General features: G+C 43.1%; 27 protein-coding genes and 1 pseudogene. 13 read left to right on the top strand and 15 right to left on the bottom strand.

The annotated features are described in order from the left end of the window. Nucleotides 1-8: 8 nt before the first annotated feature. The 3 genes from ACQXR1_RS13160 (at nucleotide 9) to ACQXR1_RS13150 (ending at nucleotide 1958) form a co-directional block, all read left to right on the top strand. The gene (locus ACQXR1_RS13160) at nucleotides 9-947 is read left to right on the top strand and encodes a ring-cleaving dioxygenase (RefSeq protein WP_069840385.1); all 939 of its coding nucleotides are present in this window, start codon (nucleotides 9-11) and stop codon (nucleotides 945-947) included. A gap of 101 nt (nucleotides 948-1048) precedes the next feature. Continuing rightward, a complete protein-coding gene (locus tag ACQXR1_RS13155) occupies nucleotides 1049-1438 on the top strand; it encodes a DoxX family protein (RefSeq protein ID WP_014662965.1) in 390 nt (129 codons plus the stop codon). 181 nt (nucleotides 1439-1619) lie between these two features. Next, nucleotides 1620-1958 (top strand): thioredoxin family protein, encoded by a 339-nt coding sequence (locus ACQXR1_RS13150; protein ID WP_430772288.1) that lies wholly within the window; start codon nucleotides 1620-1622, stop codon nucleotides 1956-1958. A 171-nt stretch (nucleotides 1959-2129) separates the two neighbouring features. Here ACQXR1_RS13150 and ACQXR1_RS13145 read toward each other — a convergent pair whose 3' ends face one another. From ACQXR1_RS13145 to ACQXR1_RS13130, 4 genes are all read right to left on the bottom strand, one after another. Beyond that, on the bottom strand, nucleotides 2130-2366 hold the full coding sequence (locus tag ACQXR1_RS13145; protein ID WP_014662967.1) for a spore germination protein: 237 nt from the start codon (nucleotides 2364-2366) through the stop codon (nucleotides 2130-2132). 228 nt (nucleotides 2367-2594) lie between these two features. Continuing rightward, nucleotides 2595-2888 (bottom strand): hypothetical protein, encoded by a 294-nt coding sequence (locus tag ACQXR1_RS13140; RefSeq protein WP_014662968.1) that lies wholly within the window; start codon nucleotides 2886-2888, stop codon nucleotides 2595-2597. A gap of 33 nt (nucleotides 2889-2921) precedes the next feature. Further along, complete coding sequence (locus ACQXR1_RS13135) at nucleotides 2922-3152, bottom strand: spore germination protein (RefSeq protein ID WP_151256622.1); 231 nt, start codon at nucleotides 3150-3152, stop codon at nucleotides 2922-2924. A 123-nt stretch (nucleotides 3153-3275) separates the two neighbouring features. Then, nucleotides 3276-3857 (bottom strand): DUF421 domain-containing protein, encoded by a 582-nt coding sequence (locus tag ACQXR1_RS13130; protein WP_227099468.1) that lies wholly within the window; start codon nucleotides 3855-3857, stop codon nucleotides 3276-3278. Between the two features lie 209 nt (nucleotides 3858-4066). On the opposite strand from ACQXR1_RS13130, the gene ACQXR1_RS13125 reads away from it, so the two are divergent. Beyond that, nucleotides 4067-4774, top strand: a complete 708-nt coding sequence (locus ACQXR1_RS13125) for a DUF421 domain-containing protein (protein ID WP_014662971.1) — start codon at nucleotides 4067-4069, stop codon at nucleotides 4772-4774. An 11-nt stretch (nucleotides 4775-4785) separates the two neighbouring features. Here the strand turns inward: ACQXR1_RS13125 and cotP are convergent, their stop codons facing one another. The 3 genes from cotP to ACQXR1_RS13110 are packed head-to-tail and all read right to left on the bottom strand — an operon-like array spanning nucleotide 4786 to nucleotide 5758. Further along, complete coding sequence (gene cotP, locus ACQXR1_RS13120) at nucleotides 4786-5217, bottom strand: spore coat protein CotP (RefSeq protein WP_014662972.1); 432 nt, start codon at nucleotides 5215-5217, stop codon at nucleotides 4786-4788. Nucleotides 5218-5229: 12 nt separating this feature from the next. Beyond that, the gene (locus ACQXR1_RS13115) at nucleotides 5230-5472 is read right to left on the bottom strand and encodes a spore germination protein (protein ID WP_014478992.1); all 243 of its coding nucleotides are present in this window, start codon (nucleotides 5470-5472) and stop codon (nucleotides 5230-5232) included. Nucleotides 5473-5485: 13 nt separating this feature from the next. Continuing rightward, nucleotides 5486-5758: a spore germination protein gene (locus ACQXR1_RS13110; RefSeq protein WP_003243854.1), complete on the bottom strand. Its 273-nt coding sequence runs from the start codon at nucleotides 5756-5758 to the stop codon at nucleotides 5486-5488. 356 nt (nucleotides 5759-6114) lie between these two features. On the opposite strand from ACQXR1_RS13110, the gene ACQXR1_RS13105 reads away from it, so the two are divergent. The 3 genes from ACQXR1_RS13105 (at nucleotide 6115) to ACQXR1_RS13095 (ending at nucleotide 7661) form a co-directional block, all read left to right on the top strand. Further along, on the top strand, nucleotides 6115-6714 hold the full coding sequence (locus ACQXR1_RS13105) for a TetR/AcrR family transcriptional regulator (RefSeq protein WP_430772287.1): 600 nt from the start codon (nucleotides 6115-6117) through the stop codon (nucleotides 6712-6714). Beyond that, entirely contained in the window at nucleotides 6711-7046 is a 336-nt protein-coding gene (locus ACQXR1_RS13100; protein WP_069840391.1) for a DoxX family protein, read from the top strand. Before ACQXR1_RS13105 ends, ACQXR1_RS13100 begins: the two co-directional genes overlap by 4 nt. A gap of 141 nt (nucleotides 7047-7187) precedes the next feature. After that, nucleotides 7188-7661: a GNAT family N-acetyltransferase gene (locus ACQXR1_RS13095; RefSeq protein ID WP_430772286.1), complete on the top strand. Its 474-nt coding sequence runs from the start codon at nucleotides 7188-7190 to the stop codon at nucleotides 7659-7661. Nucleotides 7662-7796: 135 nt separating this feature from the next. Here ACQXR1_RS13095 and vmlR read toward each other — a convergent pair whose 3' ends face one another. The 3 genes from vmlR to dinB all read right to left on the bottom strand — a co-directional run bounded on the left by vmlR (nucleotide 7797) and on the right by dinB (nucleotide 11831). After that, nucleotides 7797-9443, bottom strand: a complete 1647-nt coding sequence (vmlR, locus tag ACQXR1_RS13090; protein ID WP_430772285.1) for an ABC-F type ribosomal protection protein VmlR — start codon at nucleotides 9441-9443, stop codon at nucleotides 7797-7799. Between the two features lie 321 nt (nucleotides 9444-9764). Next, nucleotides 9765-11141 (bottom strand): amino acid permease, encoded by a 1377-nt coding sequence (locus ACQXR1_RS13085; protein WP_430772284.1) that lies wholly within the window; start codon nucleotides 11139-11141, stop codon nucleotides 9765-9767. A gap of 171 nt (nucleotides 11142-11312) precedes the next feature. Further along, nucleotides 11313-11831, bottom strand: a complete 519-nt coding sequence (gene dinB / locus ACQXR1_RS13080) for a damage-inducible protein DinB (RefSeq protein WP_430772283.1) — start codon at nucleotides 11829-11831, stop codon at nucleotides 11313-11315. A gap of 161 nt (nucleotides 11832-11992) precedes the next feature. Between dinB and ACQXR1_RS13075 the strand changes: the two genes are divergently transcribed. Together ACQXR1_RS13075 and ACQXR1_RS13070 are read left to right on the top strand one after the other, a co-directional pair. Continuing rightward, nucleotides 11993-12451, top strand: a complete 459-nt coding sequence (locus ACQXR1_RS13075) for a MarR family transcriptional regulator (protein ID WP_069840414.1) — start codon at nucleotides 11993-11995, stop codon at nucleotides 12449-12451. Continuing rightward, complete coding sequence (locus tag ACQXR1_RS13070; protein WP_430772282.1) at nucleotides 12448-15105, top strand: MMPL family transporter; 2658 nt, start codon at nucleotides 12448-12450, stop codon at nucleotides 15103-15105. Before ACQXR1_RS13075 ends, ACQXR1_RS13070 begins: the two co-directional genes overlap by 4 nt. A 161-nt stretch (nucleotides 15106-15266) precedes the next feature. Here the strand turns inward: ACQXR1_RS13070 and ACQXR1_RS13065 are convergent, their stop codons facing one another. After that, nucleotides 15267-15896 (bottom strand): nitroreductase family protein, encoded by a 630-nt coding sequence (locus ACQXR1_RS13065; RefSeq protein WP_069840395.1) that lies wholly within the window; start codon nucleotides 15894-15896, stop codon nucleotides 15267-15269. 15 nt (nucleotides 15897-15911) lie between these two features. Further along, nucleotides 15912-16405, bottom strand: a pseudogene (locus ACQXR1_RS13060) (MarR family transcriptional regulator). A 310-nt stretch (nucleotides 16406-16715) separates the two neighbouring features. On the opposite strand from ACQXR1_RS13060, the gene ACQXR1_RS13055 reads away from it, so the two are divergent. Beyond that, nucleotides 16716-17924: an MFS transporter gene (locus ACQXR1_RS13055; RefSeq protein WP_148343849.1), complete on the top strand. Its 1209-nt coding sequence runs from the start codon at nucleotides 16716-16718 to the stop codon at nucleotides 17922-17924. A gap of 35 nt (nucleotides 17925-17959) precedes the next feature. Here ACQXR1_RS13055 and ACQXR1_RS13050 read toward each other — a convergent pair whose 3' ends face one another. After that, nucleotides 17960-18697 carry a sulfite exporter TauE/SafE family protein gene (locus tag ACQXR1_RS13050; protein ID WP_069840397.1) on the bottom strand — a complete coding sequence of 246 codons (738 nt, stop codon included), beginning with the start codon at nucleotides 18695-18697 and terminating at the stop codon, nucleotides 17960-17962. A 247-nt stretch (nucleotides 18698-18944) separates the two neighbouring features. Here ACQXR1_RS13050 and ACQXR1_RS13045 point away from each other — a divergent pair, with 247 nt between their 5' ends. From ACQXR1_RS13045 to ACQXR1_RS13035, 3 genes are all read left to right on the top strand, one after another. Then, nucleotides 18945-19619 carry a GntR family transcriptional regulator gene (locus ACQXR1_RS13045; RefSeq protein WP_069149052.1) on the top strand — a complete coding sequence of 225 codons (675 nt, stop codon included), beginning with the start codon at nucleotides 18945-18947 and terminating at the stop codon, nucleotides 19617-19619. Nucleotides 19620-19744: 125 nt separating this feature from the next. Continuing rightward, nucleotides 19745-21007: a glycosyl hydrolase family 18 protein gene (locus ACQXR1_RS13040; protein WP_429766827.1), complete on the top strand. Its 1263-nt coding sequence runs from the start codon at nucleotides 19745-19747 to the stop codon at nucleotides 21005-21007. 160 nt (nucleotides 21008-21167) lie between these two features. Next, a complete protein-coding gene (locus ACQXR1_RS13035; protein ID WP_430772281.1) occupies nucleotides 21168-22355 on the top strand; it encodes a macrolide family glycosyltransferase in 1188 nt (395 codons plus the stop codon). A 38-nt stretch (nucleotides 22356-22393) separates the two neighbouring features. Here ACQXR1_RS13035 and ACQXR1_RS13030 read toward each other — a convergent pair whose 3' ends face one another. Continuing rightward, a complete protein-coding gene (locus ACQXR1_RS13030) occupies nucleotides 22394-23098 on the bottom strand; it encodes a membrane lipoprotein lipid attachment site-containing protein (protein ID WP_430772280.1) in 705 nt (234 codons plus the stop codon). A 65-nt stretch (nucleotides 23099-23163) separates the two neighbouring features. After that, complete coding sequence (gene phoB / locus ACQXR1_RS13025) at nucleotides 23164-24552, bottom strand: alkaline phosphatase PhoB (RefSeq protein WP_251199391.1); 1389 nt, start codon at nucleotides 24550-24552, stop codon at nucleotides 23164-23166. Nucleotides 24553-24629: the final 77 nt, after the last annotated feature.

The raw sequence follows: 24629 nt of genomic DNA, 5'->3' as shown, positions 1-24629 counted from the left end.
AGATAAAAATGGCTAAAAAAACAATGGGAATTCATCATATTACAGCGATTGTCGGCCATCCTCAAGAGAACACAGATTTCTATGCAGGAGTGCTTGGGCTTCGTTTGGTCAAGCAAACTGTCAATTTTGATGATCCAGGTACGTATCATCTTTATTTTGGAAATGAGGGCGGGGAGCCGGGAACAATCATCACTTTCTTTCCGTGGGCTGGAGCCAGCCAAGGCGTCATTGGAGACGGCCAAGTTGGCGTAACGTCATATGTCGTGCCGAAGGGGGCTATGGCATTTTGGGAAAAGAGACTAGAAAAGTTCAACATTCCATACACCAAAATCGAGCGCTTTGGAGAACAATATATTGAGTTTGATGATCCTCATGGCCTGCACTTAGAAATCGTGGAAAGAGAAGAAGGAGCGGCTAACACGTGGACCTTCGGAGATGTAACGCCTGATGTTGCCATTAAAGGTTTTGGGGGCGCAACTTTATTATCAGCGCAGCCTGACAAAACCGCGGAGCTATTGGAAAACATTATGGGGCTGGAACGAGTCGGCAGGGAAGGAGACTTCATTCGTTATCGTTCTGCCGGTGATATCGGAAATGTGATTGACCTTAAGTTAACGTCTATTGGCCGTGGTCAAATGGGAGCCGGCACGGTGCACCACATTGCTTGGCGGGCTAGTGATGACCAAGATCAATTAGATTGGCAAAGATATATTGCTTCTCACGGATACGGTGTAACGCCTGTTCGGGATAGACATTATTTTAATGCCATTTACTTCAGGGAACACGGGGAAATTCTGTTTGAAATCGCAACTGATCCACCGGGCTTTGCCCATGATGAATCACACGAAACAATGGGCGGAAAATTGATGCTGCCTGTGCAATATGAACCGCATCGGGCACAAATTGAACAAGGGCTGCTGCCGTTTGAAGTAAGAGAATTAGATTGATTTGACACATAAAAAAATAAAGAAACATATATTCAATTGATGATTGCTGGATGGTATTGCAGCAAAGAATCAGATGAAATCAAAGATGAGGAGAGATAAAAATGGAAGATGCAGGACTGTTGCTAATTCGGATTATGATTGGTGTGGTGTTTCTGTTTTATGGCACACAAAAATTATTCGGCTGGTTTGGGGGATACGGAATTAAAGGGACCGGACAATGGTTCGAATCAATTGGGGTAAAACCAGGTAACGCTGCGGCCGCTCTGTCAGGCCTTGGGGAGTTAGTAAGCGGAATTCTATTTATTTTAGGTGTGTTCCTCCCGCTTGGAGCTGCTATCATCACAATCATTATGCTAGGTGCGATCGTAAAAGTTCATGGAGCGAAAGGCTTTGCGAATGGCGCCGGCGGTTTTGAATATAACGTGGTGCTCATTGCCGTCTCCATAGGGGTTGCACTCATCGGTTCAGGAGCTTACGCTTTGCATTTTTAATACGAAAGTAAATCAGAACAGTTACTGTCATGCAGTAACTGTTCTTTTGTATTTACATTTTCGGCAAGCTTGCAGGTAATCTGAAAAGCAAAAAAGCGGAAATACTAAATATAAATCTGTATAGTGAATGGTATATATTAGCTTGGTCATGAAAGGCAGACCTATTTGAAGGAGTAAATGGATGAAAGAAATGACAGCATTACATTCATTAGATTCTATAGATCATTTTATCAAACAGCACCAATTCAGTTTTATCTATATATCAAGGCCTGGCTGTACAGTATGTCACGCAGTTCTGCCGCAGCTTAGAATAGTATTGGATCAGTTTCCAAACATCAAATTGGGGCATGTCAATGCTGACGATGTAGCAGAGGTTGCCGGCAGATTTTCAGTCTTTACTGTTCCCGTGCTTCTTTTGTTCATTAATGGGACTGAGTATTTGAGAGAAGCCCGCTTTGTTCATTTTGAACAGCTTGAACAAAAGCTGGATAGGGTTTATCGATTATATGAAGGCGAATAAAGGGTTTATACATTTATATTGGTCATCATGAATCCATCAGCATATTAGTAGTCCTCACTTTATCATATCCTCAGCACTCACACCATTGGGCTTTTCAGAAAAGAAGCATCATATCAAACGAGACAAACGATTAAAAAAGAACTCATATGAGTTCTTTTTTTGTGCATCATGTTATTCTTCACTAGGTGAAGAAGGGTTATCATTCTGCCCTTGATCACTTGTATCATTATCACAACTTGCTGAAATAATAATGGAATTAGAAGGAGAGTAATCTCCTAATGTGAAATTGACACCGTAGTTTTTGCTGTTCGCAGTATGGCTGTTTTGCAAGTTTTGTCCGATATCTGTATTGGCGTTTTGTGTCATCCCATTTATTGTGAGATTTGAGATGTTGATTTGAGATCGCATGCTTCAAGCTCCTTTCATTCAGAAGTAGATGTCATAGAGGACGCTGGCAGTCTATTCACTTCTATGATATTTCGTTTTAATTTCATTGCATCAACATAATGGTAAAAATAACAGTGCCTCTTTAAGCGAGTGAATGAGGATCTCTTTTGAAGATGATCGTACCAGCATTCAAACCTACAGCAGAATTAAAGCCGCCTGATCAAGAGGCGGCAGATCGTTATATGTCATCTATGAATTTGATGTATCGTTTTTCGTTTGCCTGAAGGATAAGATGGTCGTTTTTAATGATGAGTAGGAGCCTATAGCGGCGTAGCCATAAAACCAGCCCATAAACACGCCGGAAAAGAGGCTGTGTCGATGGCTTATGAAAACAGAAATGACAAGACCTATTATTAAGGCAACTGATGGCACAAATGTTTTGGGGATTTTCAATAATATTTTGAGGATTTGGGTTATCACTATGATGATTGGAATGGCTATCACAGCATCCCAAAAGTTTGTATGAATAATTGGAAAAGCCATATGGCACCTCATGAAGTGTTTATTTCTTAATTTTTACGCTAAAAGCTTGGAAAGCAGCTCTTGGATCGCATATGTTACATTTTGGGCTTGATTGGCGGAGTTTGTTTGGCTTAAAGTATTGGATTCAAAAACCAAACCTGTATTACTCCCACCGGAACCCTCTGTTGTTTTAGACACAGAGAACGGGCTGATGGAAACTGCAAATCCGTTATTAAAAACGCTGTTCCCGGATATCGAATGAATATAAACTGGGCATTTCATCATTCATCTCTCCTCTCCGTTATGACTGTTTATACAATATGGTGTGTGAGCAGCAGTTGCTTAAACAAAACGGCAAAAACTTTCAGTAAGAGACAAAAACCTGCAAAATGCCACAAGCGCCTTTTGTTAATGCAGCTTTTTAGGGACGTTTTTTTTGTTTTTTTTACCAACTTCATCAAAAATATTCTGATTGCCAGACTGGGCTTGTCCGTCCTTATTTATGAAATCCGGGTGAATGAGTTTTTTCAGATCCCTGACTGTTAAAGGCTTGGCGTCATCAGTCAATTCTATTCCTAATTGCCCGTTGGCCTCTAATGTCGCTATTTTAACATCTTGTATAGCCGTAACGCCGTGAAGCCTTAGCTGCATTTCAAGCTGGTCAGCTGTAAGTCTCATCTTCTTTAAGTTTTCGATATGAAGCTGTCCGTTTTCAATGACGATTTTTGCTTTTCCGGTTAACATCTTTTCAATGGTGTTCGATTTCATTTGGATCCATTCCATAACGATGAGTGTGCTTGTGAAAATTGCCGCTGCAATTAATGTTTTGAAGAGGCTGTACTCGATGATTGGCTGAACGATAATCGTTCCGATCGAAATCATGACAACCGTTTGAGTTGACGTCATTTGTGCGATTGATTTCCTTCCTGAAATTCTCAGCAAAATGACCCCGGCTACAATGAGAACAAGAGATTCCCAAGTGAACTTCATGCTACCACCTGACCAATGAGGAATTAGATTTGTCCTGGGATTGGCTTTCCTTCTGGCCAATCGCAATTTAATATATCCGAAAGGCAGCCGGTTCATTCTGCTCTGAACCGAACAATATTTTTGGGGTAGATGGGATATATTAAGCCCAACAATGATATCGGCAGGAGTTTTTTGGCCAACACAATCTGGGAAGCGGGGAGCGCCATAACATGATTGAACTAGAAGTTGTCATTAGAACGATTGCCAGCTTTGGATTGCTGTTAATCGCAGAACGGATTTTAGGCAAACAGACAATTTCTCAAATGACGATTTTTGATTTTATTGCGGCGATCACATTAGGGGCGATTGCTGCCGGATTAGCTTACAATACTTCAATAAAACCGCACAATATGGCCATTTCGTTTAGTATTTTTGTGCTAACCATTTTTCTTATTTCGTTCCTGTCGATAAAGAACAGGAAGCTGAGAAAATTTTTTGCCGGAGATCCTACAGTGCTGATTCAAAACGGAAAGATACTTGAATCGAATATGAGGAAAATGCGTTACACACTTGATTATTTAAATCAGCAATTACGTGAAAAAGAAATATTTAATATCGAAGAAGTACTTTTTGCAATCCTTGAAACGAATGGTCAGCTGACTGTGTTAAGAAAACCGCAATTCCGGCATGTAACCAAACAGGATTTAATGATTGCGGTAAACCAAGAACACAGGCTTCCGATAGAGCTTATTATGGACGGAGAAATCATTCAGAATAATTTACAGCAGAATCGATTGACAGAATCCTGGCTTTTGGAAGAATTGCGAAAAAGAGACATAAAGGTGAAAGAGACCGTATACGCAGTGCTGCTTGGTAATGGGGATATTTATGTGGATCAATATAAAGACCATATATCAGCCCCTGTGGATAAGGAATGAAAGGAACCATCTTAAAGCCCTTTTTGCAACGGGATGGTTTCGACTTGTCTTGGGTACGAAATGTGGAGAAGCCCGTTTAACAGCTGAATTTGTAATAAATGGGATTCGGTGGCTTCAGGAAGCTGAATGGTTCGCTCAATTTCTCCGTAATACCGTTCACGCAGCACCACCATTTCGTCTGGAAAAACAGGCGTGAGCGTTCCTTTGATTAACAGCTGGGTTTTAGATAATAAGCGGATTGTTAATTCTTCCTCATACACACCGGGCATTTCCACAATGATAAAATTATATTCTTCATCTTGATAAAAGTCGTAAACAAACGTAGAAGCTTCGGAATCAAAAAAATGTTCCGGGGCTTTATACTTGAGCACATTTGTCCAAAAGTCACTTTGTTTATATTCATTCGTAATCTCAAGCCACTTTCGAATTTTTTCGAAATCCATATGAGATTCTCCTTAAATTTGATTTGCAATCGGCGCAGAAGGGTTTCCGATTTGGTCTTGGTCACTAACGTCTGAATCAATATTTCCAGTGTTCAAAAGTGAAGACGTAGGCGAAAGATCCCCTAAGGAAAAGTTTGCTCCAAAATATTTGCTGTTCGCAGTATGGCTGTTGTGCACAGTCGGACCGACATCTATATTTCCGTTTTGCGTGACGCCGTTGATCTTAATATTTGCGATGTTAATTTGATATGGCATAGACGAAACCCCTTTAATCTAAAATTGGCGGTGGTGCAATCGGAGGAGCATTAACATTGGATGTATCAGAGTTGCCGATAGATGTCTGGTCATTTACATCAGGATCGTTTAAGAAGTTTTCCATAACCGATTCTGTAGGTGAGGTATCACCGAAAGAAGAATTGGTCCCTTGAGATTTTTGATTGTTGGTAGGGCTGTTATAAGCAGCTTCGCCTATTGTAATTGAACCATTGCCCGAAATACTGTTGATCTTCAAATAATATAGGTTGATTACTGTAGACGGCATCCCATCACACCCTTCCATCTTTCTGTACAGTACATTATGCGCCGCTGCACCCAATTGTTCCTTGCATTTGCTGGCAAAACTCTATCTGGTCCCGGAGTGATGCTCGTTAGAAAAAAAGAATAAAGTTTGTCACAGCCTGAATGTCAATCTATTCAGCAAATACTTATCAGTGAATGAAAAGCCATTGATATAGGAATCAATGAATTGATTGAGTTATTCGAAATACATGAGTTCCTTTAATAAAGGAAGCTGGCAAACAAGATCAGTTTGAAATCATTGACAAGGAAGCTAATGCCATGAAATAATACTCACGAGTAACATTACTTGTGAGTATTATTTTTGGGGGGTGGTCCTCTTTGGAAAGTAAAAAAGGACGTAAAGGAGAAGAAAGCCGAAAACGATTACTCAAAGCTGCCGCTAATGAATTTTCGATTCGGGGATTCCATGACACGAAGATAAGTGAGATTGTAAAAAAAGCTGGGTTCACACAGCCTTCATTTTATCTGTACTTTCAAAGCAAAGAAGCCATCTTTGAGGAGTTAATCACCGATTTTCACTCCCGAGTAAGAAAGCTGACAGAGTCACTTCTTCTGGAAAACGGATTACACACGGAGGATGTGTCAAAACGGGTGCTGTCTGCTGTGGAAACTGTTTTTCAATGTCTGGCTGAAGACAAGGATGTAACCAGGATCGGCTTTTTTCTCAACCCGGAAGCGAAACAAATGAAAAAAGACCTGGCGATGGTTTTGAAAGGAAACCTAGAAGCAGAACAGCGGCTTGGCTATTTTCACTCCGAGCTGGACATGGAAACGGTCGCTGAATGTTTGATCGGCATGATCGAACATTTAACGGATTCCTTTTTGTTAACCGGAATCAAAGATCCGGCAAGCCTCGCCGCAGAGGTTGTGAATCTTTTAATATACGGGATGCTTCCAAAAGGGAGTGACGTAAGATGATATCTACTATTTTGAAAGTCAGTTTGGCAGTTTTTATGCTTGTGGGAGGCATCATCAAGGTAAGCCGCGTTCCCTTTCAAGTTGAGCATTGGCGGCATTATCAATATCCATTATGGTTTCTGACTGTTACTGGCATTCTTGAAATAGCCGGGGCACTTGCTATGACAGCGGGAATTTGGAATCGGTATGCAGCGTTAGGAGCAGGTGTGCTGTTTGTCGTTCTCATGGCGGGAGCAATTCATGCGCATATTTTTCGAGCGCGGCAATCGGTCCTTATGACGATACCTGCGATGATCTGTTTGATTGTGTCTATCATGATAATCATGGTGTAACAAACCTATATGCAGGAGATCTCCTTCTCTTATTGAATAATAGAAAGTCCCAGGTATTAACCGGGTAATTGAAATAGAGCTCCATTTCTGCGTTATTCGTCCGGCATCAGCTGGGCTTTTTTTATAAAGGAGGAGTACAGAATGACATTAACTTTAGAAGCCATGACTTTGGAAGAATTCGAAGCCTTTCGCGGGATGTCCGTGCAAAATTATGCGAAACAAAACATAATGTCGGGAACTTGGACGGAAAAAGAGGCGCTTGAGAAATCGGAGCAGGCATATGAGAACATGATTCCGAACGGGCGAGACAGCAGCAATCATTATTTTTGGAACATCACAAATGTACAAGGGGAAAGAATGGGCTGGCTCTGGCTGTATGCTGATCCGTTTCATCCGCAAAAGGAAGCGTTTATCTATTCCTTTGGATTGTATGAAGCCTTTCGCGGAAAAGGGCTGGCTCAATTGGCGCTTCAAACGCTTGATGAAAGAGCAAGAAAGCTTGGTGCGGAAAGGCTGGCCCTTCATGTGTTTGCGCACAACGAGACAGCCGTCTATCTTTATCAGAAGATGGGTTATGCCATGACCAATATACGTATGCGGAAACAGCTAAGCTGAAAAGCCGCTACGTTACCCAAACACAGCATGCCTATCCGGAAGCGGTGATAGGGGTACTATAAGTCATCTTTTTGAAAATATAAAGAAAAAGGACAACAGCTGTTGTCCTTTTCAATGCCGCTTGAACTTTCCCCCTCAGCCTTTTTTGTCTTGATGATCCAGCGCTTTGATTTTTTTCGTAAGCTCATGGAAAGCCTGATCAAGCTCCTTATACCCTTTATCATTTGGCGTCATAAAACTGAGCTTTCCCAGCACTTCTTGTCTTTCTGTCTCAAGCTTTAACCGAAGCTCCTCCCGCTCATCATTTCTTTCTGAAGGAGTGTCGTTTAATTGCTTTTCGATGCCGTTGTTTGAGATGACGAGTTTACTGTTTGTTGTTTTTTCGAGAAAGTAGCGGTCATGTGAAACCGCCAGCAATGTGCCGCTGTATTGGGACAGTGTTTCTTCCAGCTGTTCGCGTGACGGCAGGTCGAGATGGTTTGTCGGCTCATCTAAAATCAGCACGTCTTTTTCCTCCAGAATATATGCCATCAGCTTGATCTTTACACGCTCACCCATACTCATATGCTTGATCGGTTCAGTCCATTGGACGGCTGTAAAACCTAAGTGCCTCATCAGATTTTGAACGTGCCCCCTTGCTTTGAATGTTTCATTCTCAAATAACTCTTCCGGTGTTTGTTCTAAAGGCAAATCAAACACCTCCTGCGTTAAATAGCCGATGTTTGCGGACGGCGACACCCATACGCTTCCTTCTGCTGTTTCCTGTCCAAGAATGATATTCAGCAATGTCGTTTTTCCGCTGCCATTGGGGCCTATGATCGCAACCTTTTCGCCGTGCTGAATTGTAAAGTTTGCGTTTTTAAAGAGAGTCCTTTCTCCAAAAGCCTTCGTTACATTCTGAACTTCCAAAAAACGTTTTCCTGTTTTGTGGGTTGTATCGATTGAAAAGCTGACTTTATATTCTGGGGTAACGGGTTCCGCCTTTGCTTTTTCCAGCTCTTTTTCCAGCCGCTTCCGCTTGGACTTTATTTGGGCATCCGTACGCTTCGCTTTTACCCGGTGATATTCTTTAAACCCCTCCTTTTTCGTCGATTGGGCGTGGGCTTTTTCCGACCAAGAAGCGAGCTCATTCATTTGTCCTTCAATTCGTTCAACCATTTTTTGCTGCTTTTCATATTCGCGCTGCTGGGTGAGTCTTCTCTTCTCCCGCAACTTCATATACCCGGAGTAATTCCCTTTGAATTCAACTAGCGTCTGATCCTCAAGAGACCATATTTTTGTGGCGGCTTCGTCTAAAAAATATCGATCGTGAGAAACGAGAATCACAGTGCCGTTATAATGTTTCAGCTGTTGGATGAGAAATTGCAAGCTTTTTTCATCAAGGTGGTTTGTCGGTTCATCTAACAGCAGCAGATCTGCCTCCTCTGAGAGTCCTTTCGCCAGCCGCGCTTTCAGTTTTTCACCGCCGCTTAACTGATGAAATTCACGAAGGGGCACATGCCATTTCTCCAGTAACTTCTTTTCGGCAGGTGTCTGATTGGCAAAGGAATACGCCGCGGTTTCCTGTTCGACCAAAGCCATTTTTATATCCGCACGAAGGATTTGTCCTTGTGCAGGGGCCAAGTCGTTGTGAATAAGGTGCAGCAGCGTAGATTTCCCAGCGCCGTTTTTGCCGATAATCCCAATGATATCTCCTTGCTGAACACTGGCATTTACGTTTTTAAAAACAGATAGATCCTTCACTTCGTAGCTCACGTTTGTTAATGTTATCATCTCTTTCATCCATATCCCTCGCTTTAAAGGGAGAATAAAAAAATCCTCCCAAATGTGTTGGAAGGATTAGCCGTGCCTGTGCATGATCAAATAAGCTATTCTTTATAAATAGCGGTGTCGTTTATATAGAAAATGGGCAGACTAATCCTATTTTTTCTGATTTGAAATATTGATTTCAAACGGTAAAAATAAGATTAGTTAATCATTGTCCACCCATCATCCCTTCTTGTTTTGATTACAAACACTATAGCATACCTTCAAATTCAAAAGCAAAGGTCATTTTCATCAAAAAAACTCCTGCTCTCATTTTTGAGGCAGGAGTTTCGAGTCTTATTGATGCTTCGCTTTTCTCACTTTATAAATCACAATCAGCAAAATAAACCAAACCGGTGTGACAAATAAGGAAACACGAGTATCCTGTGCCAGTGCCAGCACAACCAGAACAAACGCCAGGAACGCAAGAATCAGGTAATTTGTAAACGGATAAAGCGGAAGCTTAAACTTGTTTGTTTTCGCTAATTCAGGTCTTGTTTTACGGTATTTCAAATGGCAGATGACCGTAATCCCCCAAATATAGATAAAGCATACGGTTGAAATACTTGTGATCAGGGTGAATACGCCTTCTGGCATGATGTAGTTTAACGTAACACCGATTAAAATCACGATAGCTGAAAAGAATAAAGCGTTTCTAGGCACTTTACGCTGAGTCAGTTTCGCCATTGACTCCGGCGCATTGTGATCTTTCGCCAGGGAATAAACCATACGGCTTGTACTGAATACAGCGCTGTTGCATGCTGAAGCAGCGGATGTTAACACAACAAAGTTAATGATGCTTGCAGCCCCGACGATGCCAACCGCGACAAATACTTGTACGAATGGGCTTTCGCTAGGATTGATGACATCCCAAGGATAGATGCTCATAATCACGAGAAGAGCACCGATATAAAAAAGCAGCACACGGACAGGGATATTGTTAATCGCCTTAGGGATTACTTTTTCAGGATTTTCTGTTTCACCGGCCGTAAGCCCGACAAGCTCAATGCCGACAAAAGCAAATACAACCATCTGGAACGAGAGGATAAACCCGTGCATGCCATTCGGGAACAGGCCTCCATGGCTCCAAAGATTTGTGAAGCTGGACACTCCTGAGCTTGTGGAAAAGCCTTTGAAAATCATCACAAGGCCAATGACGATTAACGCCAAAATGGCAATGACTTTAATCAAAGCAAACCAAAATTCTAATTCTCCAAAAAGCTTGACTGTCGCCAGGTTCATAATCAGTAAAATAATAAGAGCGATTAAGCCGGGCACCCATTGCGGCACACTAGGGAGCCAATATTGAGTGTAAAGCCCGACGGCTGTCAGATCAGCCATCGCAATGGAAATCCAGCAGAACCAATATGTCCAGCCGGTGATAAAGGCTGCCATATCGCCTAGATAGTCTTGGACAAAATCCACAAAAGAGTGATAGTTCAAATTTGATAACAGCAGTTCACCCAGCGATCTCATAATTAAAAAGCAAATGATTCCTGTGATCATATAAGCAAATAAAATCGACGGTCCGGCAAAATGAATCGATTTGCCTGAGCCGAGAAATAAGCCTGTCCCAATGGCTCCGCCGATGGCGATAAGCTGGATATGCCTGTTTTTCAAGCCTCTCTGCAATGTTTGCTGATTTATATTGTCTTTCGTCATGTCGTCTGTCACTTTATGTGTTCCTCCATTAAAAATTGATTATTGAGTCAGCAATCTATTTTTAATGATTATTATAACACTAAAATTTCTATCTTTTTTACTATAAAGGGTATATGAAAGGAAATTTTAAAGTGATTTGGACTATTTAGCGAAAGAAAGCAGCTCCATGTAGGAGCCGCTTTCCTATGCCTGTTCAGTTTTTTGCATGTACAGGTAAAGCCCATAATCTGTCGGTGCGGATGCGTATCCTGCCTGCCGCAGCATTGCCGTGATATTGCCGCGGTGGTATGTTCCGTGATTGACAACGTGGGGAATCAGTTCGGAAACAGTTGTTTTCATGATTCCGCCTGAGGGATTTTGAATCTGGAGGGGCTGATTGAGCTGTTCTTTTTGCTGTAAAAATAGTGTGTAGCGCTCGGATAACTTCAGAAACAGGTCTTCAATTTCCTCCATTTCTTTTGCCTCTGTCTGTTCTTTTAGCTGTTCAGCTAACGCCAAAGCATCGCTCATCGTTTTGCCGGAAAACACTTCAATCCAGCCGAGATCAGAAAGGTAAACATGAGACAATACATGGGATATCGACGGAAACACACTTTGAATGTCTTGATGGTATACCTCTTTTGGAAGCTCTTTTAATCGGTTGAAGATTTGCTGATTGGCCCAGATGTTATATTGATACAATTTCAGTGCAAAATCTGACATGTCAATTTTCCCCTTTCAAGGTTATAACTCCTATTATACACGAACGAGTGTTCCAGGTGTTCATAAATAAAATATGTTGACAGATATAGTTTAGAGGAATAAACTAATTAACATTAATCATAAAGTTTAGCAGGGTAAACTATAATGAGGAGGGGAAGATGTTGAATGAACAAAAGCTATGTCAGGCGATAAACCTGTTTGTGGAAGTCCTGCTTGAAGGGACAGAGTTTGTGCATCGTGAAATCAATCAGGATGTCTTCAAGCATATCTCAAGGGAACAGGCAGACCTGCTGAAGATTTTAAAAGTCAAGGGCCCAACCTCTCCCGGCAGCCTGGCCATGTACCAAAATGTACATAAGAGCGCGATTTCTAACCGACTGAAAAAGCTGCTCGAAAAGGGATTGGTTCAATGGGACGACTGTCCGGCAAAAAGTGATAGGCGTTCTAAGCTTATTAACATTACACCCAGTGGTGAACACATACTAGAGGAATTAGATTCTGCCATCTTTAACGCGCTCAAAGAGCTGATCGATGATATAGATGAGGAACACGTAAATTCCATCATAGAGATATTCACTATTTTAAAAAGCAAATTTAAAGGAGGAGATTCTGCCGAATGAGAGCCATCATCAAATTCAAGTGGGCAATTGCAGCCATTATATTAGCGCTTACCGTCGTATTGAGTTTATTTTCTCCGAACTTAACGGAGCTGGCCAATCAAAAGGGGCAGGCCCAGCTTCCCGCTGATGCTGTTTCAGAAAGGGCAAACGCCATTTTAAAACAAGCGGGAGAAGACAATCATTCGATTAGTGTCGTCTTTACATTAGACCACGCTCTAAAGAAAGAAACAGAGGATCAGCTCCGGACAATGATCGATAAAATCAAAAAGATCGATGGTGTAGAAGAGGTAACATCTCCTCTGTCAGCGGAAAAAGAAGTCAAAGACCAGTTGATGTCGAAAGACAAGAAAACCGTTCTCATTCCTGTCACGATTACAGGTTCTGATAAAAAGGCGGAAAAAATCGCGGACGAGATTTATCAAATCGTTCCCGATGATTTGACGGCATATATTACGGGAGCTTCCCTTATTAATCAGGATTTCGCTCACAGCTCAGAGGAAGGGCTTAAGAAAACGGAAGTGATCACAGTCTGCCTGATCATCGGTTTACTGCTGATCGTGTTCCGATCTGTTGTGACGCCTTTTATACCGATTGTAGCAGTGGGTTTTTCTTATCTGATCAGTCAATCCATACTTGGCATCCTTGTATACTATGTTGATTTTCCTATCTCGACGTTTACGCAAACCTTCTTAGTCGCGATTCTGTTCGGCATTGGAACAGATTACTGTATTCTGCTGCTTACACGATTCCGTGAAGAATTGGCAAACGGGCATGACAAAAAAGAAGCGGCGCTTATCGCTTACCGCACAGGGGGAAAAACCTTATTCATCAGCGGATTCGCGGTATTAATCGGATTTTCCGCGTTAGGATTTGCGAAGTTTGCGATTTTCCAATCCGCCGTAGGAGTAGCGGTCGGTGTGGGAATCTTAATGATCATTCTCTATACACTGCTGCCATTATTTATGGTGACACTGGGTGAAAAATTATTCTGGCCATCAAAGAAAGTGCTGTCGCACAGTGACAACAAATTATGGGCGTTTCTTGGCAGACACTCCGTTGCGCGTCCGTTTCTGTTCATTGCCATCACGGTGGTGATTACGCTTCCGTTCATCTTGACCTATGATGACCAGATATCATTCGATTCAACTGCGGAAATCAGCAGTGATTATCAATCAATCAAAGCTCTCGAGGCCATCAAGGACGGATTCGGGGAAGGAAAAGCGTTCCCGATCAACGTTGTCGTAAAAGGAGACAAAGATCTCACAACAGCTGATACAATCCCTTATCTCGGGAATATCAGCAAAGCGATCGAGAAAGTCGATCATGTTGACTCTGTCATGACCATCACGCAGCCGACTGGTAAAAAAATCAAAGATTTATATATTGATAACCAGCTAGGGTCGGTTTCAGACGGGCTGGATAAGACGGTAAAAGGGATTGTCGATGTCCAAAACGGATTAACAGATATAGAAAACGGCCTGAATCAAATGGCAGGGCAAACCGGCTCGGCCTCAAATAGCGGCTCTGGCGGTTCACTGGGCGATGCCGCAGGTGGTTTGGGCAAAATCAATCAGCAGCTGCAGCTCGTGAGCAAACAGATTTCCCAAACCGGAAATACCGCACAGACCGTGCAGCAGCTTACGGCAATCAGCGGACAGCTTGGCCAGATTCAAACCGGCCTTGAACAAGCGAACCAGCAGCTCTCAGGCCAGCAGGCACAAGCCGGAACATTGACAGAAAGCCTGAAGAAGCTGTCAGAAGGCGTGAAGAGCGCAAATGAAGGCCTGACGAAAGTCTCTGACGGCATTACAGCTTCCAGTGATATGTTAGAGGACATGAGCAAAAGTCCAACTGTAAGAGATACAGGCATATTCATTCCTGGTCAAGTAATGAAGGACAAAAACTTTAAGAAGTCAATTGACCAATATTCCTTTGCAGACGGCAAAGGTGTTCAATTAAGCGTCGTTCTGGATTCAAATCCTTACTCAGAACAAGCCATTACGACAATCAACCAAATCAAAAAAGCTGTCGCAAACGAAGTTGACGGCACTCCTTTGGAGGATGCTCAGATCGTGTACGGCGGGGTCACGAGTATGAATGCGGACTTAAAAGAGCTGTCCACAACGGACTTCTCCAGAACGATGGTGATCATGATTATAGGCCTGTTTATCGTGTTAACCATTTTGTTCCGCTCCATGATCATGCCGATTTATATGATCGCGTCACTGCTGCTGACGTACTATACGTCCATATCTATCACAGAATTGATTTTTGTAAACGGCTTAGGAAACGCCGGCGTCAGCTGGGCAGTACCGTTCTTTAGCTTTGTCATCCTGATCGCGTTAGGGGTAGATTATTCGATCTTCTTGCTGGACCGATTTAAGGAAGAGGTGCACCTTGGCATTCAGCAAGGCGTTGTCAGGTCAATGAGCAAAATGGGATCTGTCATTATTACAGCTGCCATTATACTGGCCGGTACGTTCGCGGCGATGATGCCTTCAGGCGTCAATACGCTGATGCAGGTGGCAAGTGTTATCATTATCGGGCTCCTGCTATATGGCCTTGTCATTCTTCCGCTCTTCATTCCGGCAATCATTGCGACCTTCGGAGAAGGAAACTGGTGGCCGTTCGGCAGGAAGAAAATAAAAGAATAATAGAAAGAAGAGTGATGAGTGGTCATCACTCTTTTTTCATGACTAAACGACAAAATCAAATCAAGGGTTAACTTCAGACATGTTAACCAAAAGGTCAGGCGATCGAACGGCGGCTTTACTTAAAATTAAAGAGCCCGGAAAACATTCCTGGGCTCTTTGTTTTATTTCCATTCTGCAATTGTATCAATCGGCAGGCGGTAGGAAGCATAGCCTTCGTCTGCTGCTTTTCCGATAGAAAGCAGCATGACCGGTACATAACGTTCTTTATCCAATCCGAAGGTTTCCGCGATGTTTTCTTTATCGTATCCGCCGATCGGGTTTGTATCGTAGCCGTGCGCGCGTGCAGTCAGCATCAGCTGCATGGAAACGAGGCCTCCGTCAATCAGGATCGTTTCGCGGTTCACCTGTGCCGGAAGCTTTTCAAAATGAGCGGTCAGCGCGGCGATTTGTCTGTCTTTGACCTCCTGCGGCATATAACCGAGTTCAACGGCTTTAGAATAGATTTCTTCTAAGTAGTCATCATTGTTCATGTCTGCAAATACAGCGATGACAGCAGATGATGTTGTGACTTGTGTTTGGTTAAAGCTTGCGAGCGGTGCGAGCTTTTCTTTTCCTTCCGGGCTGTCAATGACAAGAAAACGCCATGGCTGCGCGTTAACAGAAGATGGCGCAGTTGTTGCTTCCTCTAAGATTTCAGTCATCTCTTCTTTGCTGATTTTCACTGTCGAATCATAGTTGCGAATCGAACGGCGGCCTTTCATAATTTCCATAAAATCGTTTGTTTTGATCATGTTGATACACTCCTCTTATGCTTCAATATTGTTTATGTTGTTCCGCATGCGCCCCAGCACATCAATGAGCAGGCGGCGCTCTTCTGCGCTTACATTTGCGAGCATTTCCTTCATGAAACGCTCCTTTTCTTTCTTAGAAGACTCGATTCGCTCTCTTCCCTGATCTGTAAGCCGAACAAGGGTGATGCGATTGTCCTCAGGCTTGCGCCGTCTTGACACCATGCCTTTAGCTTCCAGCTGTTTCAGATGTCTGGTAACGGCTGCGCTATCGATATTTACTTTCTTTTGAAGGTCGCTTTGACTGATCTCATCTGCATGATAAAGCAATGTCAGCAATTCCAAACGAGATTGGCTGATGCCCGTGCATGCCTCGAACTTCACACCAATCACCTTGTTCACGCCTTGCAGCTGATATAAAATCTCGGCTTCCTCTGAACAAAATGACGCCAAAACCCATCCCTTCTTCCTGTCAAAATTATTAATTGATATATCAATGATTGACACGTCAATTAATATACAACGATTGATTTCATCTTGCAAGTCATTTGCGTTTTTTAAAAAATTTCCAGTATATAAAACTCGCTAGGCTAGAGCTTAGCAAAAAAAGCTGGCCGTTTCTTCAGATGGCGCTGATCACGATGATTCCCCGGCCCATTCCCTTTTGAGGTGTTTGGAATATCGCTTTGCCGAGCCAGTAATCAAGCGGCTTTCATAGGTTGAAAGTTATGATACAATATACAAATGTTTCACAGCTTCAATCCATTATTGGAGCTGACATCCATTATATAAGGGATTAGGTTGAAGGGAAGGTTTGATAACATGCAGCACAATCCAACTGGAAAAGAACGCTTGGCACTGGCGTTTCTGCTCGGCATGCTTGCTATATTGGGCCCGCTTAATATAGATATGTATTTGCCAAGTTTTCCTGAAATCGCGGAAGATTTATCAGCGAGTGCTTCACTTGTTCAGTTAAGTTTAACAGCCTGTCTGGTCGGACTTACGATCGGCCAGCTGATTGTCGGGCCGGTCAGTGATGCGCAGGGAAGACGAAAACCGCTATTAATCTGTATTTTTTTATTTGCGTTATCCTCTCTGTTTTGTGCACTGTCGCCCAATATTACAACTTTAGTGGCTGCGCGTTTTTTACAGGGATTCACTGCTTCCGCAGGGCTTGTCCTGTCTCGCGCAATCGTCCGTGATGTGTTTACCGGAAGAGAGCTTTCTAAATTTTTCTCGCTGCTCATGGTGATTACCGCCGTGGCGCCGATGGTTGCGCCTATGACAGGCGGTGCCATTTTGCTTTTGCCGTTCGCAACGTGGCATACAATTTTTCATGTCCTAATGATCATTGGATTTTTGCTGGTTCTTCTGATTGCATTGAGGTTAAAAGAAACGCTTCCGCCGGAAAAACGGATTCCAAGCTCAATCGGAACATCCGTCAAAACGATGGGCAGCCTGCTGAAGGATCGGTCCTTTATGGGGTACGCGTTAACTGTCGGGTTTATTCACGGAGGAAGCTTTGCATATGTGTCCGGTACGCCTTTTGTATACCAGGATATCTACGGGGTGTCTCCGCAGGTATTTAGTATCCTTTTCGGCATTAACGGCCTGGCCATTATATCAGGCAGCTTTATCATCGGGCGCTTCGGCGGAATCATTCACGAAAAAAGCCTGCTTCGCATGGCGGTCATTACGGCTATGATTGCGACGGCTGTGCTATTAACCATGACCATCATTCACGGTCCTCTTGCCACATTAGTCATATCCATTTTCATTTACATGATTACGATCGGCATGGTTCTGACCAGCACGTTCACGCTGGCCATGGAAAAGCAGGGGCACCGCGCCGGAAGTGCAAGTGCACTGCTTGGAATGCTTCCGCTGCTCCTCGGTTCGATTGTGTCACCGCTTGTTGGCATTAATGAGACAACAGCCGTTCCGATGGGAGCGATTATGTTTGTGACAGCTGTCATCGGCTCACTGGCGTTTTTTGGATTGACGAAAGAACGAGTAGGGCAGAATTCATAAAAAAACCTGACATGACGTCAGGTTTTTTGTTTTATTTAGAATAACAACAGCAGACCCGCAATCGCCGGAGTCAAAAAGATGGCTGATTTCAAAACCACCTTTGGCATGAGGTTGGTGAATTTCGCGCCTACATAGGCACCGCACATTGTCCCGACTAGAACTTTGACAAGCAAAACGTAATCAACAAAACCTTCTGTAATATATCCGATGCCTCCACCTACAGCCAGAGGGATGATCACAAGCATCGTCGTTCCCACAGAATGGCGAATGGACAGATTCAGCATAATCATTAACCCGATTTGAATAAAAGGTGCCGACCCAATGCCGAATGTTCCGGAAAGTACACCTGCTGCAATTCCTAAGATAACCGCTCTCGTATACGTTGAAAGAGTGCTTTGATTCATTTGAGCCTTCTCTTTTAAAATAAATAATCTGATTAAAATAAGAATCGCTGATAAAAATAACATTCCAGCCGTCAAATAATGAAGCAAATCAGCCGGAATAAAAGATGTCAGCTTGGCGCCGAAAAATGAGCCAACCGCAGCAAAGCCTCCGACTATTAAGCCGATTTTCATTTGGATGTTGCCTTCACGATAGTGGCTGTATGCCCCTGATAAGCTGGTGAAAGCCATGCCGGCGAGAGAAGTGCCTAAAGCCGTATGGATCGGGATATGAAAAAGCAGCGTTAAAAGAGCAATGACAAAGCCCGCTCCACCGGCGCCAATAAAGCCTAAAATAATTCCGAGAAGAAACATAACAAGAATAATGAGCATATTTTTTCCTCCATTGAAAAGATGTAAAAATGTAATCGTGCGCTATTCTGGCGGAGGTATCGTGTCCTATTGACGAAAAAAACACGCCGGTTTTCTAGTTGCCAGTAGTCCGTCGACCGTCGTTCAGCAAACATATCGTACCTCAAATTCTGGGATCTGACAAGGCAGTTTGTTGCTTCCCATTACCATCTGTTATATGATTTTGATGAAGAAAAGCCCTTGAATATATTCAAAAGAGGTATTATATATGGACGATTTTAAATTAGATAAGCCGACTCCCTACTACCTGCAATTTTATAATCAGCTGAAAAAAATGATCTTTAACGGGACTTTTAAGCCTGGGGAACGGATAAACGAAACACAGCTGGCCAAAAGCTTTGGCGTCAGCCGCTCGCCGATAAGGGAAGCCATGCGATTGCTTGAGAAAGATGGTTTGTTAAAAGCGGATGACCGAAATGGATTTTCGATCACGTCATTAACGGCAAAAGATGTAGATGAGATTTATAAAATCAGAATTCCGCTGGAGCAGCTGGCAGTCGAATTGGTCATAGACGAAGCGGATGAAGAAGAGCTGACCATACTTGAAAAGCAGCTTGAAGAAACAGAGAAAGCGATTCACAACGGCACGGAAGATACGGAAATCATTCGTTTAAACCAAAAATTTCATGAGCTGCTTGTTGATTTCAGCCATAACCGACATTTGAAAAATTTGCTTGAGCATGTAAATGATCTGATTCACTTTTGCAGAATCCTTAATTATACCGGCGACCATCGTGCAGAAACGATACTACGTGAGCACCGCAGGATATTTAAAGAAGTGAAAAAGAAAAACAAAGAAGCAGCCAAACAGCATGTGCTGGCTCATTTCAATCATGACTGTGAGCATTTGAAGCATGTGCTTGAAGAAGGAAAAGAGAATTGATTGTATGATCCGGTACCAAGGGGGAGCAGAACCCTTGGTATTTTTTTATGCATTCACCACATATCTAAGCGGCCCCGTTAATAAGATTTTATGATGGTTTGACTAACGAATAATGGGGGTTAAACATGTTTATCCATATCGTCGGGCCTGGTGATTCTTTGTTTTCGATAGGCAGAAGATACGGTGCTTCTGTTGATCAAATACGGGGTGTGAATGGTTTAGATGAAACGAATATCGTGCCGGGGCAGGCTCTGCTTATCCCTCTTTATGTATATACAGTCCAGCCGGGAGACACGCTTACAGCCATTGCGGCAAAAGCGCTTGTTCCATTAGAGCGCCTGCGGGCAGCCAATCCGGGCATCAGCCCAAATGCTTTACAAGCGGGATCAAAAATAACGATTCCTTCGATCTCAAATTACATTGCGGGAACATTAAGTTTTTACGTGCTCCGAAATCCTGACCTTGATCGGGAGCTAATCAATGATTATGCGCCATACTCGTCTTCAATTTCGATTTTTGAATATCGTATTGCACCTAACGGCGATATTGCAAACCAATTAAATGATGCGGCTGCTATCGAGACAACTTGGCAAAGGCGAGTCACGCCGCTGGCAACAATAACGAACCTTACATCAGGAGGCTTCAGTACGGAAATTGTTCACCAAGTGCTGAACAATCCAACAGCGAGAACCAATCTGGTCAACAACATTTATAACTTAGTTTCTACAAGGGGCTATGGGGGTGTCACAATCGATTTTGAACAGGTGAGCGCCGCGGACCGCGATCTTTTCACTGGCTTTTTGCGCCAGCTGAGAGATCGCCTTCAGGCGGGAGGGTATGTGCTGACGATAGCTGTTCCGGCAAAAACAAGCGATAATATTCCATGGCTGAGAGGCTACGATTACGGAGGGATAGGATCGGTTGTCAATTATATGTTTATCATGGCTTATGATTGGCATCATGCGGGAAGTGAGCCGGGCCCTGTAGCGCCGATTACTGAAATAAGGAGAACCATTGAGTTTACGATTGCACAGGTGCCGAGCAGAAAAATCATTATCGGAGTCCCGCTCTACGGGTACGACTGGATCATCCCGTACCAGCCGGGTACAGTTGCTTCAGCGATTTCAAATCAAAACGCAATCGAAAGAGCGATGAGGTACCAAGCCCCGATACAATATTCTACCGAATATCAATCACCATTTTTCCGGTACAGTGATCAGCAGGGGCGCACGCATGAGGTATGGTTTGAGGATGTCAGAAGCATGAGCAGGAAGATGCAGATCGTCCGCGAATACAGACTGCAGGCTATTGGCGCTTGGCAGTTAACGCTGGGCTTTACACCGGGCCCATGGCTTCTGCGGAAATTTTTTACGATCAGAAAAGTGTAAAAAAAGACACCACAGCTGGGGTGTCTTTTTTTGATTACGTCCAGAGCAGCAGAATAGTTCATTCATTTGTCCCTTGCATGGGGGTGCGTTCCCATCTTACGATTAGTAGTAGTCTGATCAAACAAAGATTCAGAATACGATTTGAGAGGGAGTTGTCTACATGAAGACAGTATTGATTTTGAATTTTCCTGCGGAAGGCCATGTGAATCCTACCTTAGGCATTACAAAAGCGTTTTCCGATAAGGGATATGATGTCCATTATATCTCCACTGAAAAATATAAAAAACGTTTAGAAGCAGCGGGAGCAACTGTCCATCTTCACAGGGATCTGCTGAGAACAACACCTATTCATGTCGGTTCGCCCAATGGCATTCTTGAATTCGTCAAAATCCATATCAAAACGTCATTGGACATTTTACAGATTGTCAAAGATTTATCTGAAAGCATTCAATTTGATTTTGTTTATTATGATAAATTCGGCGCGGGGGAATTGGTGAGGGATTACTTAGATATTCCAGGAGTCTCTTCATCGGCGTCTTTCCTGTTTGGCGAGGAGCATCTGAAAATCCTGCCGCTGCATCCGGAGTCTGGAGCGCCGCTTGAATTGGATCAAGAGTGCGAAGACCTTTTGGCAAAAATGAAAGAAACGTACGGTGTTGCCCCGAAAAACCTGGTTCAATTCATGAACAATAAAGGGGAATTGAACGTAGTGTATACAAGCCGTTATTTTCAGCCGGAAAGTGATCGTTTCGGGGACGAGTGTCTGTTTATCGGCCCGAGCTTTCCAAAGAGAGCGGAAAAAACAGATTTCCCGATTGAACAGCTAAAAGATGAAAAGGTCATTTATATTTCAATGGGGACTGTACTGGATCATACAGAGGAATTCTTCAACCTTTGTATCGATGCATTTTCCGGCTTTAACGGAAAAGTCGTCATCGCTGCCGGAGAAAAAGCGGACTTGACGAAATTAAAGCAGGCACCGGAAAACTTTATCATTGCCCCGTATGTCCCTCAGCTGGAAGTGCTGGAGCAATCGGATGTTTTCATTACACACGGCGGAATGAACAGCGTAAACGAAGGGATTCATTTCAGCGTGCCACTAGTTGTCATGCCTCATGACAAGGACCAGCCGATGGTGGCGCAGCGTCTCTCTGAACTGCAAGCAGGCTATGTCATCTCTAAAGATGAAGTCAATGTCCAACTATTAAAACAGGCTGTAGATGAGGTTTTACACAACGATCAGTATACGGCGGGCATTAAAAAAATCAATCAAAGCTTCAAAGAGTGCATGGAGATGGAAGAAGTGATGGGGCGGATTGAGGAATTGATTCGCCAAAAAAACAGATAAGAAAAAGAACTCCCGTACCTTGTACGGGAGTTCTTCATTTAAAACTTGATTTTGATCTTTTGAGCATCACTGATTTTCTTATGGTTATGGTCAAAGACGTCGCTTGTCGTGATTTCGATCCACTTGATCTCTGCTTTCTTCTGATCTGCTTCTTTATCATGAGCATGGTCGCTTGATGCGTTTACAATAAAGCCTAGATTACCGGACTTTTCGGCGCCGCCTTCCAATTCGCCGTTTAACTCTTCAAGATAAATATCTTTGTTCCAATCAAAGGTTTCGCCTGTATTTGTTTTCATCAAGGCAATCGGCGCAACATTTACTTTTTTTGAAGAGGTGTTCTTAATATCAACGAAAACCTTAACGAAATCGAACTCTTCATCGTGTGTTAACTCATGAAAATAATCAATCATGCTGTAGTCCGGGCGCAAGTGGATCAGCTTCATCTCTTTTACCGTTAACTCCACGTCGCCAATCTTATAGGTTTTGTTCACTTGTTTGATATCTTTTAAGACAGCTTTTCCCTTATCATCCGAAAACGTTTGGCCGACCTTAAGCAATGACCGGTCATCAGTTACCTGGGAATTAGGCTGATAATCATCTGTACTATCCTTCTGGGATAAAGTGCTTTGCGGCTCGGCTTTTACTGTTTTCTCCCCGCCTGCATGCTGTTTTTCAGTACTGGCGTTTGATGAGCAGCCCGCAAGCATGATGGCAAAAACCAAAATTGAAAGAATTCTTCTCATGATGATTCCTCCATTAAAAAGAGATCCCGTTACTTCATACAAGCAACGGGACACCTTGTATTCTTTTACTTATCGTGAATCTTAATGTTGTATTGTAAAGCCTTGAAGACATTTTTGGCGATTTCTGTATTATCGATTTGGCCGGCAAATGTCTCACTAGACGGACCGTACGCATAGACGGGAACATCTTCACCGGTATGGCCGCTTGTTGTCCATCCAGTGTGAGAGCGTTTATTAAAAATGTTCTCGATGGCGTTATCGATATCCAGCACTTCCTTCGATTTGGCCGCTTCTTCAACCGATTGAATTTCGGATTTTGTTAAAGCCAATTTCTTTTGATCGATATATGTTTTTAACGTTTTTTCAACATTCGCGCCGTCAGCGATCTTTTCTGCCATAAAGTCAGGTGTGCGCTTGGCGGCTTTAATGGGTTCACTGAACCAATTGTAGATGCCGTCCGCACCGATGGAATATCCGCCGGTTGAGTGGTCAGCCGTTGCTACAACCAATGTGTGCTTGTCTTTTTTGGCGAAATCAATAGCCGCCTTATAAGCTTGTTCGAAGTCTTCCATCTCGCTCATGGCGCCGACGATATCATTGTCATGGCCCGCCCAGTCAATTTGGCTGCCTTCCACCATGAGGAAGAATCCGTCTTTATCCTTGTTTAACTTTTTAATCGCTGTGTTTGTCATATCTTTAAGTGAAGGAATATCCTTCGTCCGGTCAATCTTTTTAGGCAGGCCGCCGTCAGCGAATAGGCCGAGAACTTGGCTGTCTTTATTTTTCAGCATGTCTTTCCGGTTATCCACATAGCTGTATCCCGCTTTTTTGAATTCCTTGATCAAATTACGGTCCTTACGGTCAAAATTGCTCTTTCCTCCGCCTAGAAGAACATCAATTTTGTGCTTGCCGTTGACCATTTCATCAAAATAATCATCTGCAATTGAATTCATGTTTTTTCGGCTGTGGTCGTGGGACCCGAAAGAGGCCGGAGTGGCGTGTGTAATTTCTGAAGTAGCCACAAGTCCTGTTGCTTTTCCTTTTTCTTTCGCAGCTTCAAGCACCGTTTTGGCCTCTGACCCGTCGTTATCCACGGCTATAGCACTATTATATGTTTTAATTCCCGCAGACATAGCCGTTGCCGCCGCTGCAGAATCCGTTACATTTTGTTCTGGATCATCGGGGTAAGTTGTTTGCTGGCCGACAAGATACTGATCAAAAGCAGTAGGCTCCACAGCTTTTGTCTTTTTATTATCCTTTAAGTATCGATAAGCAGACGTATAAGACACACCCATACCATCACCAATCAGAACAATAACATTCTTAATTTCGTCTTGGTTCCCCTTTTTCTTTTCCTGGGCGCTGGCTTCAGGCACACTGCCGCCGGCTAAGCTGCTGAACGCAATCGATGATAGAACTGCGATAGGCAGTAATTTCTTCGGAAATTTTTTCAACTGGATAACCTCCTAAAATAGTTAAATCTCAATGACAACCCAATTATATTTTTAAACTGTTAAGCTGGTATTAATCG

The sequence above is a fragment of the Bacillus sp. ATD genome, assembly GCF_050585765.1.
GTDB classification, from domain to species: domain Bacteria; phylum Bacillota; class Bacilli; order Bacillales; family Bacillaceae; genus Bacillus; species Bacillus stercoris.
Note: the sequence above shows the minus strand (reverse complement) of the source record. Positions and strands in the feature narration are given on the sequence as shown.

Bases quoted from the DNA above. Each gene is read 5' to 3' on its own strand.
- ACQXR1_RS13095 (WP_430772286.1), top strand. From the start codon at position 7,188: ATGACATTAACTTTAGAAGCCATGACTTTGGAAGAATTCGAAGCCTTT.
- ACQXR1_RS13135 (WP_151256622.1), bottom strand. From the start codon at position 3,152: ATGATGAAATGCCCAGTTTATATTCATTCGATATCCGGGAACAGCGTT.
- ACQXR1_RS13040 (WP_429766827.1), top strand. From the start codon at position 19,745: ATGTTTATCCATATCGTCGGGCCTGGTGATTCTTTGTTTTCGATAGGC.
- ACQXR1_RS13110 (WP_003243854.1), bottom strand. From the start codon at position 5,758: ATGCCGTCTACAGTAATCAACCTATATTATTTGAAGATCAACAGTATT.
- ACQXR1_RS13140 (WP_014662968.1), bottom strand. From the start codon at position 2,888: ATGGCTTTTCCAATTATTCATACAAACTTTTGGGATGCTGTGATAGCC.
- ACQXR1_RS13115 (WP_014478992.1), bottom strand. From the start codon at position 5,472: ATGCCATATCAAATTAACATCGCAAATATTAAGATCAACGGCGTCACG.
- ACQXR1_RS13125 (WP_014662971.1), top strand. From the start codon at position 4,067: ATGATTGAACTAGAAGTTGTCATTAGAACGATTGCCAGCTTTGGATTG.
- ACQXR1_RS13150 (WP_430772288.1), top strand. From the start codon at position 1,620: ATGAAAGAAATGACAGCATTACATTCATTAGATTCTATAGATCATTTT.
- ACQXR1_RS13050 (WP_069840397.1), bottom strand. From the start codon at position 18,697: ATGCTCATTATTCTTGTTATGTTTCTTCTCGGAATTATTTTAGGCTTT.
- ACQXR1_RS13160 (WP_069840385.1), top strand. From the start codon at position 9: ATGGCTAAAAAAACAATGGGAATTCATCATATTACAGCGATTGTCGGC.
- vmlR (WP_430772285.1), bottom strand. From the start codon at position 9,443: ATGAAAGAGATGATAACATTAACAAACGTGAGCTACGAAGTGAAGGAT.
- ACQXR1_RS13065 (WP_069840395.1), bottom strand. From the start codon at position 15,896: ATGATCAAAACAAACGATTTTATGGAAATTATGAAAGGCCGCCGTTCG.
- ACQXR1_RS13070 (WP_430772282.1), top strand. From the start codon at position 12,448: ATGAGAGCCATCATCAAATTCAAGTGGGCAATTGCAGCCATTATATTA.
- ACQXR1_RS13035 (WP_430772281.1), top strand. From the start codon at position 21,168: ATGAAGACAGTATTGATTTTGAATTTTCCTGCGGAAGGCCATGTGAAT.
- ACQXR1_RS13145 (WP_014662967.1), bottom strand. From the start codon at position 2,366: ATGCGATCTCAAATCAACATCTCAAATCTCACAATAAATGGGATGACA.
- dinB (WP_430772283.1), bottom strand. From the start codon at position 11,831: ATGTCAGATTTTGCACTGAAATTGTATCAATATAACATCTGGGCCAAT.
- ACQXR1_RS13055 (WP_148343849.1), top strand. From the start codon at position 16,716: ATGCAGCACAATCCAACTGGAAAAGAACGCTTGGCACTGGCGTTTCTG.
- ACQXR1_RS13130 (WP_227099468.1), bottom strand. From the start codon at position 3,857: ATGAAGTTCACTTGGGAATCTCTTGTTCTCATTGTAGCCGGGGTCATT.
- ACQXR1_RS13155 (WP_014662965.1), top strand. From the start codon at position 1,049: ATGGAAGATGCAGGACTGTTGCTAATTCGGATTATGATTGGTGTGGTG.
- ACQXR1_RS13100 (WP_069840391.1), top strand. From the start codon at position 6,711: ATGATATCTACTATTTTGAAAGTCAGTTTGGCAGTTTTTATGCTTGTG.
- cotP (WP_014662972.1), bottom strand. From the start codon at position 5,217: ATGGATTTCGAAAAAATTCGAAAGTGGCTTGAGATTACGAATGAATAT.
- ACQXR1_RS13045 (WP_069149052.1), top strand. From the start codon at position 18,945: ATGGACGATTTTAAATTAGATAAGCCGACTCCCTACTACCTGCAATTT.
- ACQXR1_RS13030 (WP_430772280.1), bottom strand. From the start codon at position 23,098: ATGAGAAGAATTCTTTCAATTTTGGTTTTTGCCATCATGCTTGCGGGC.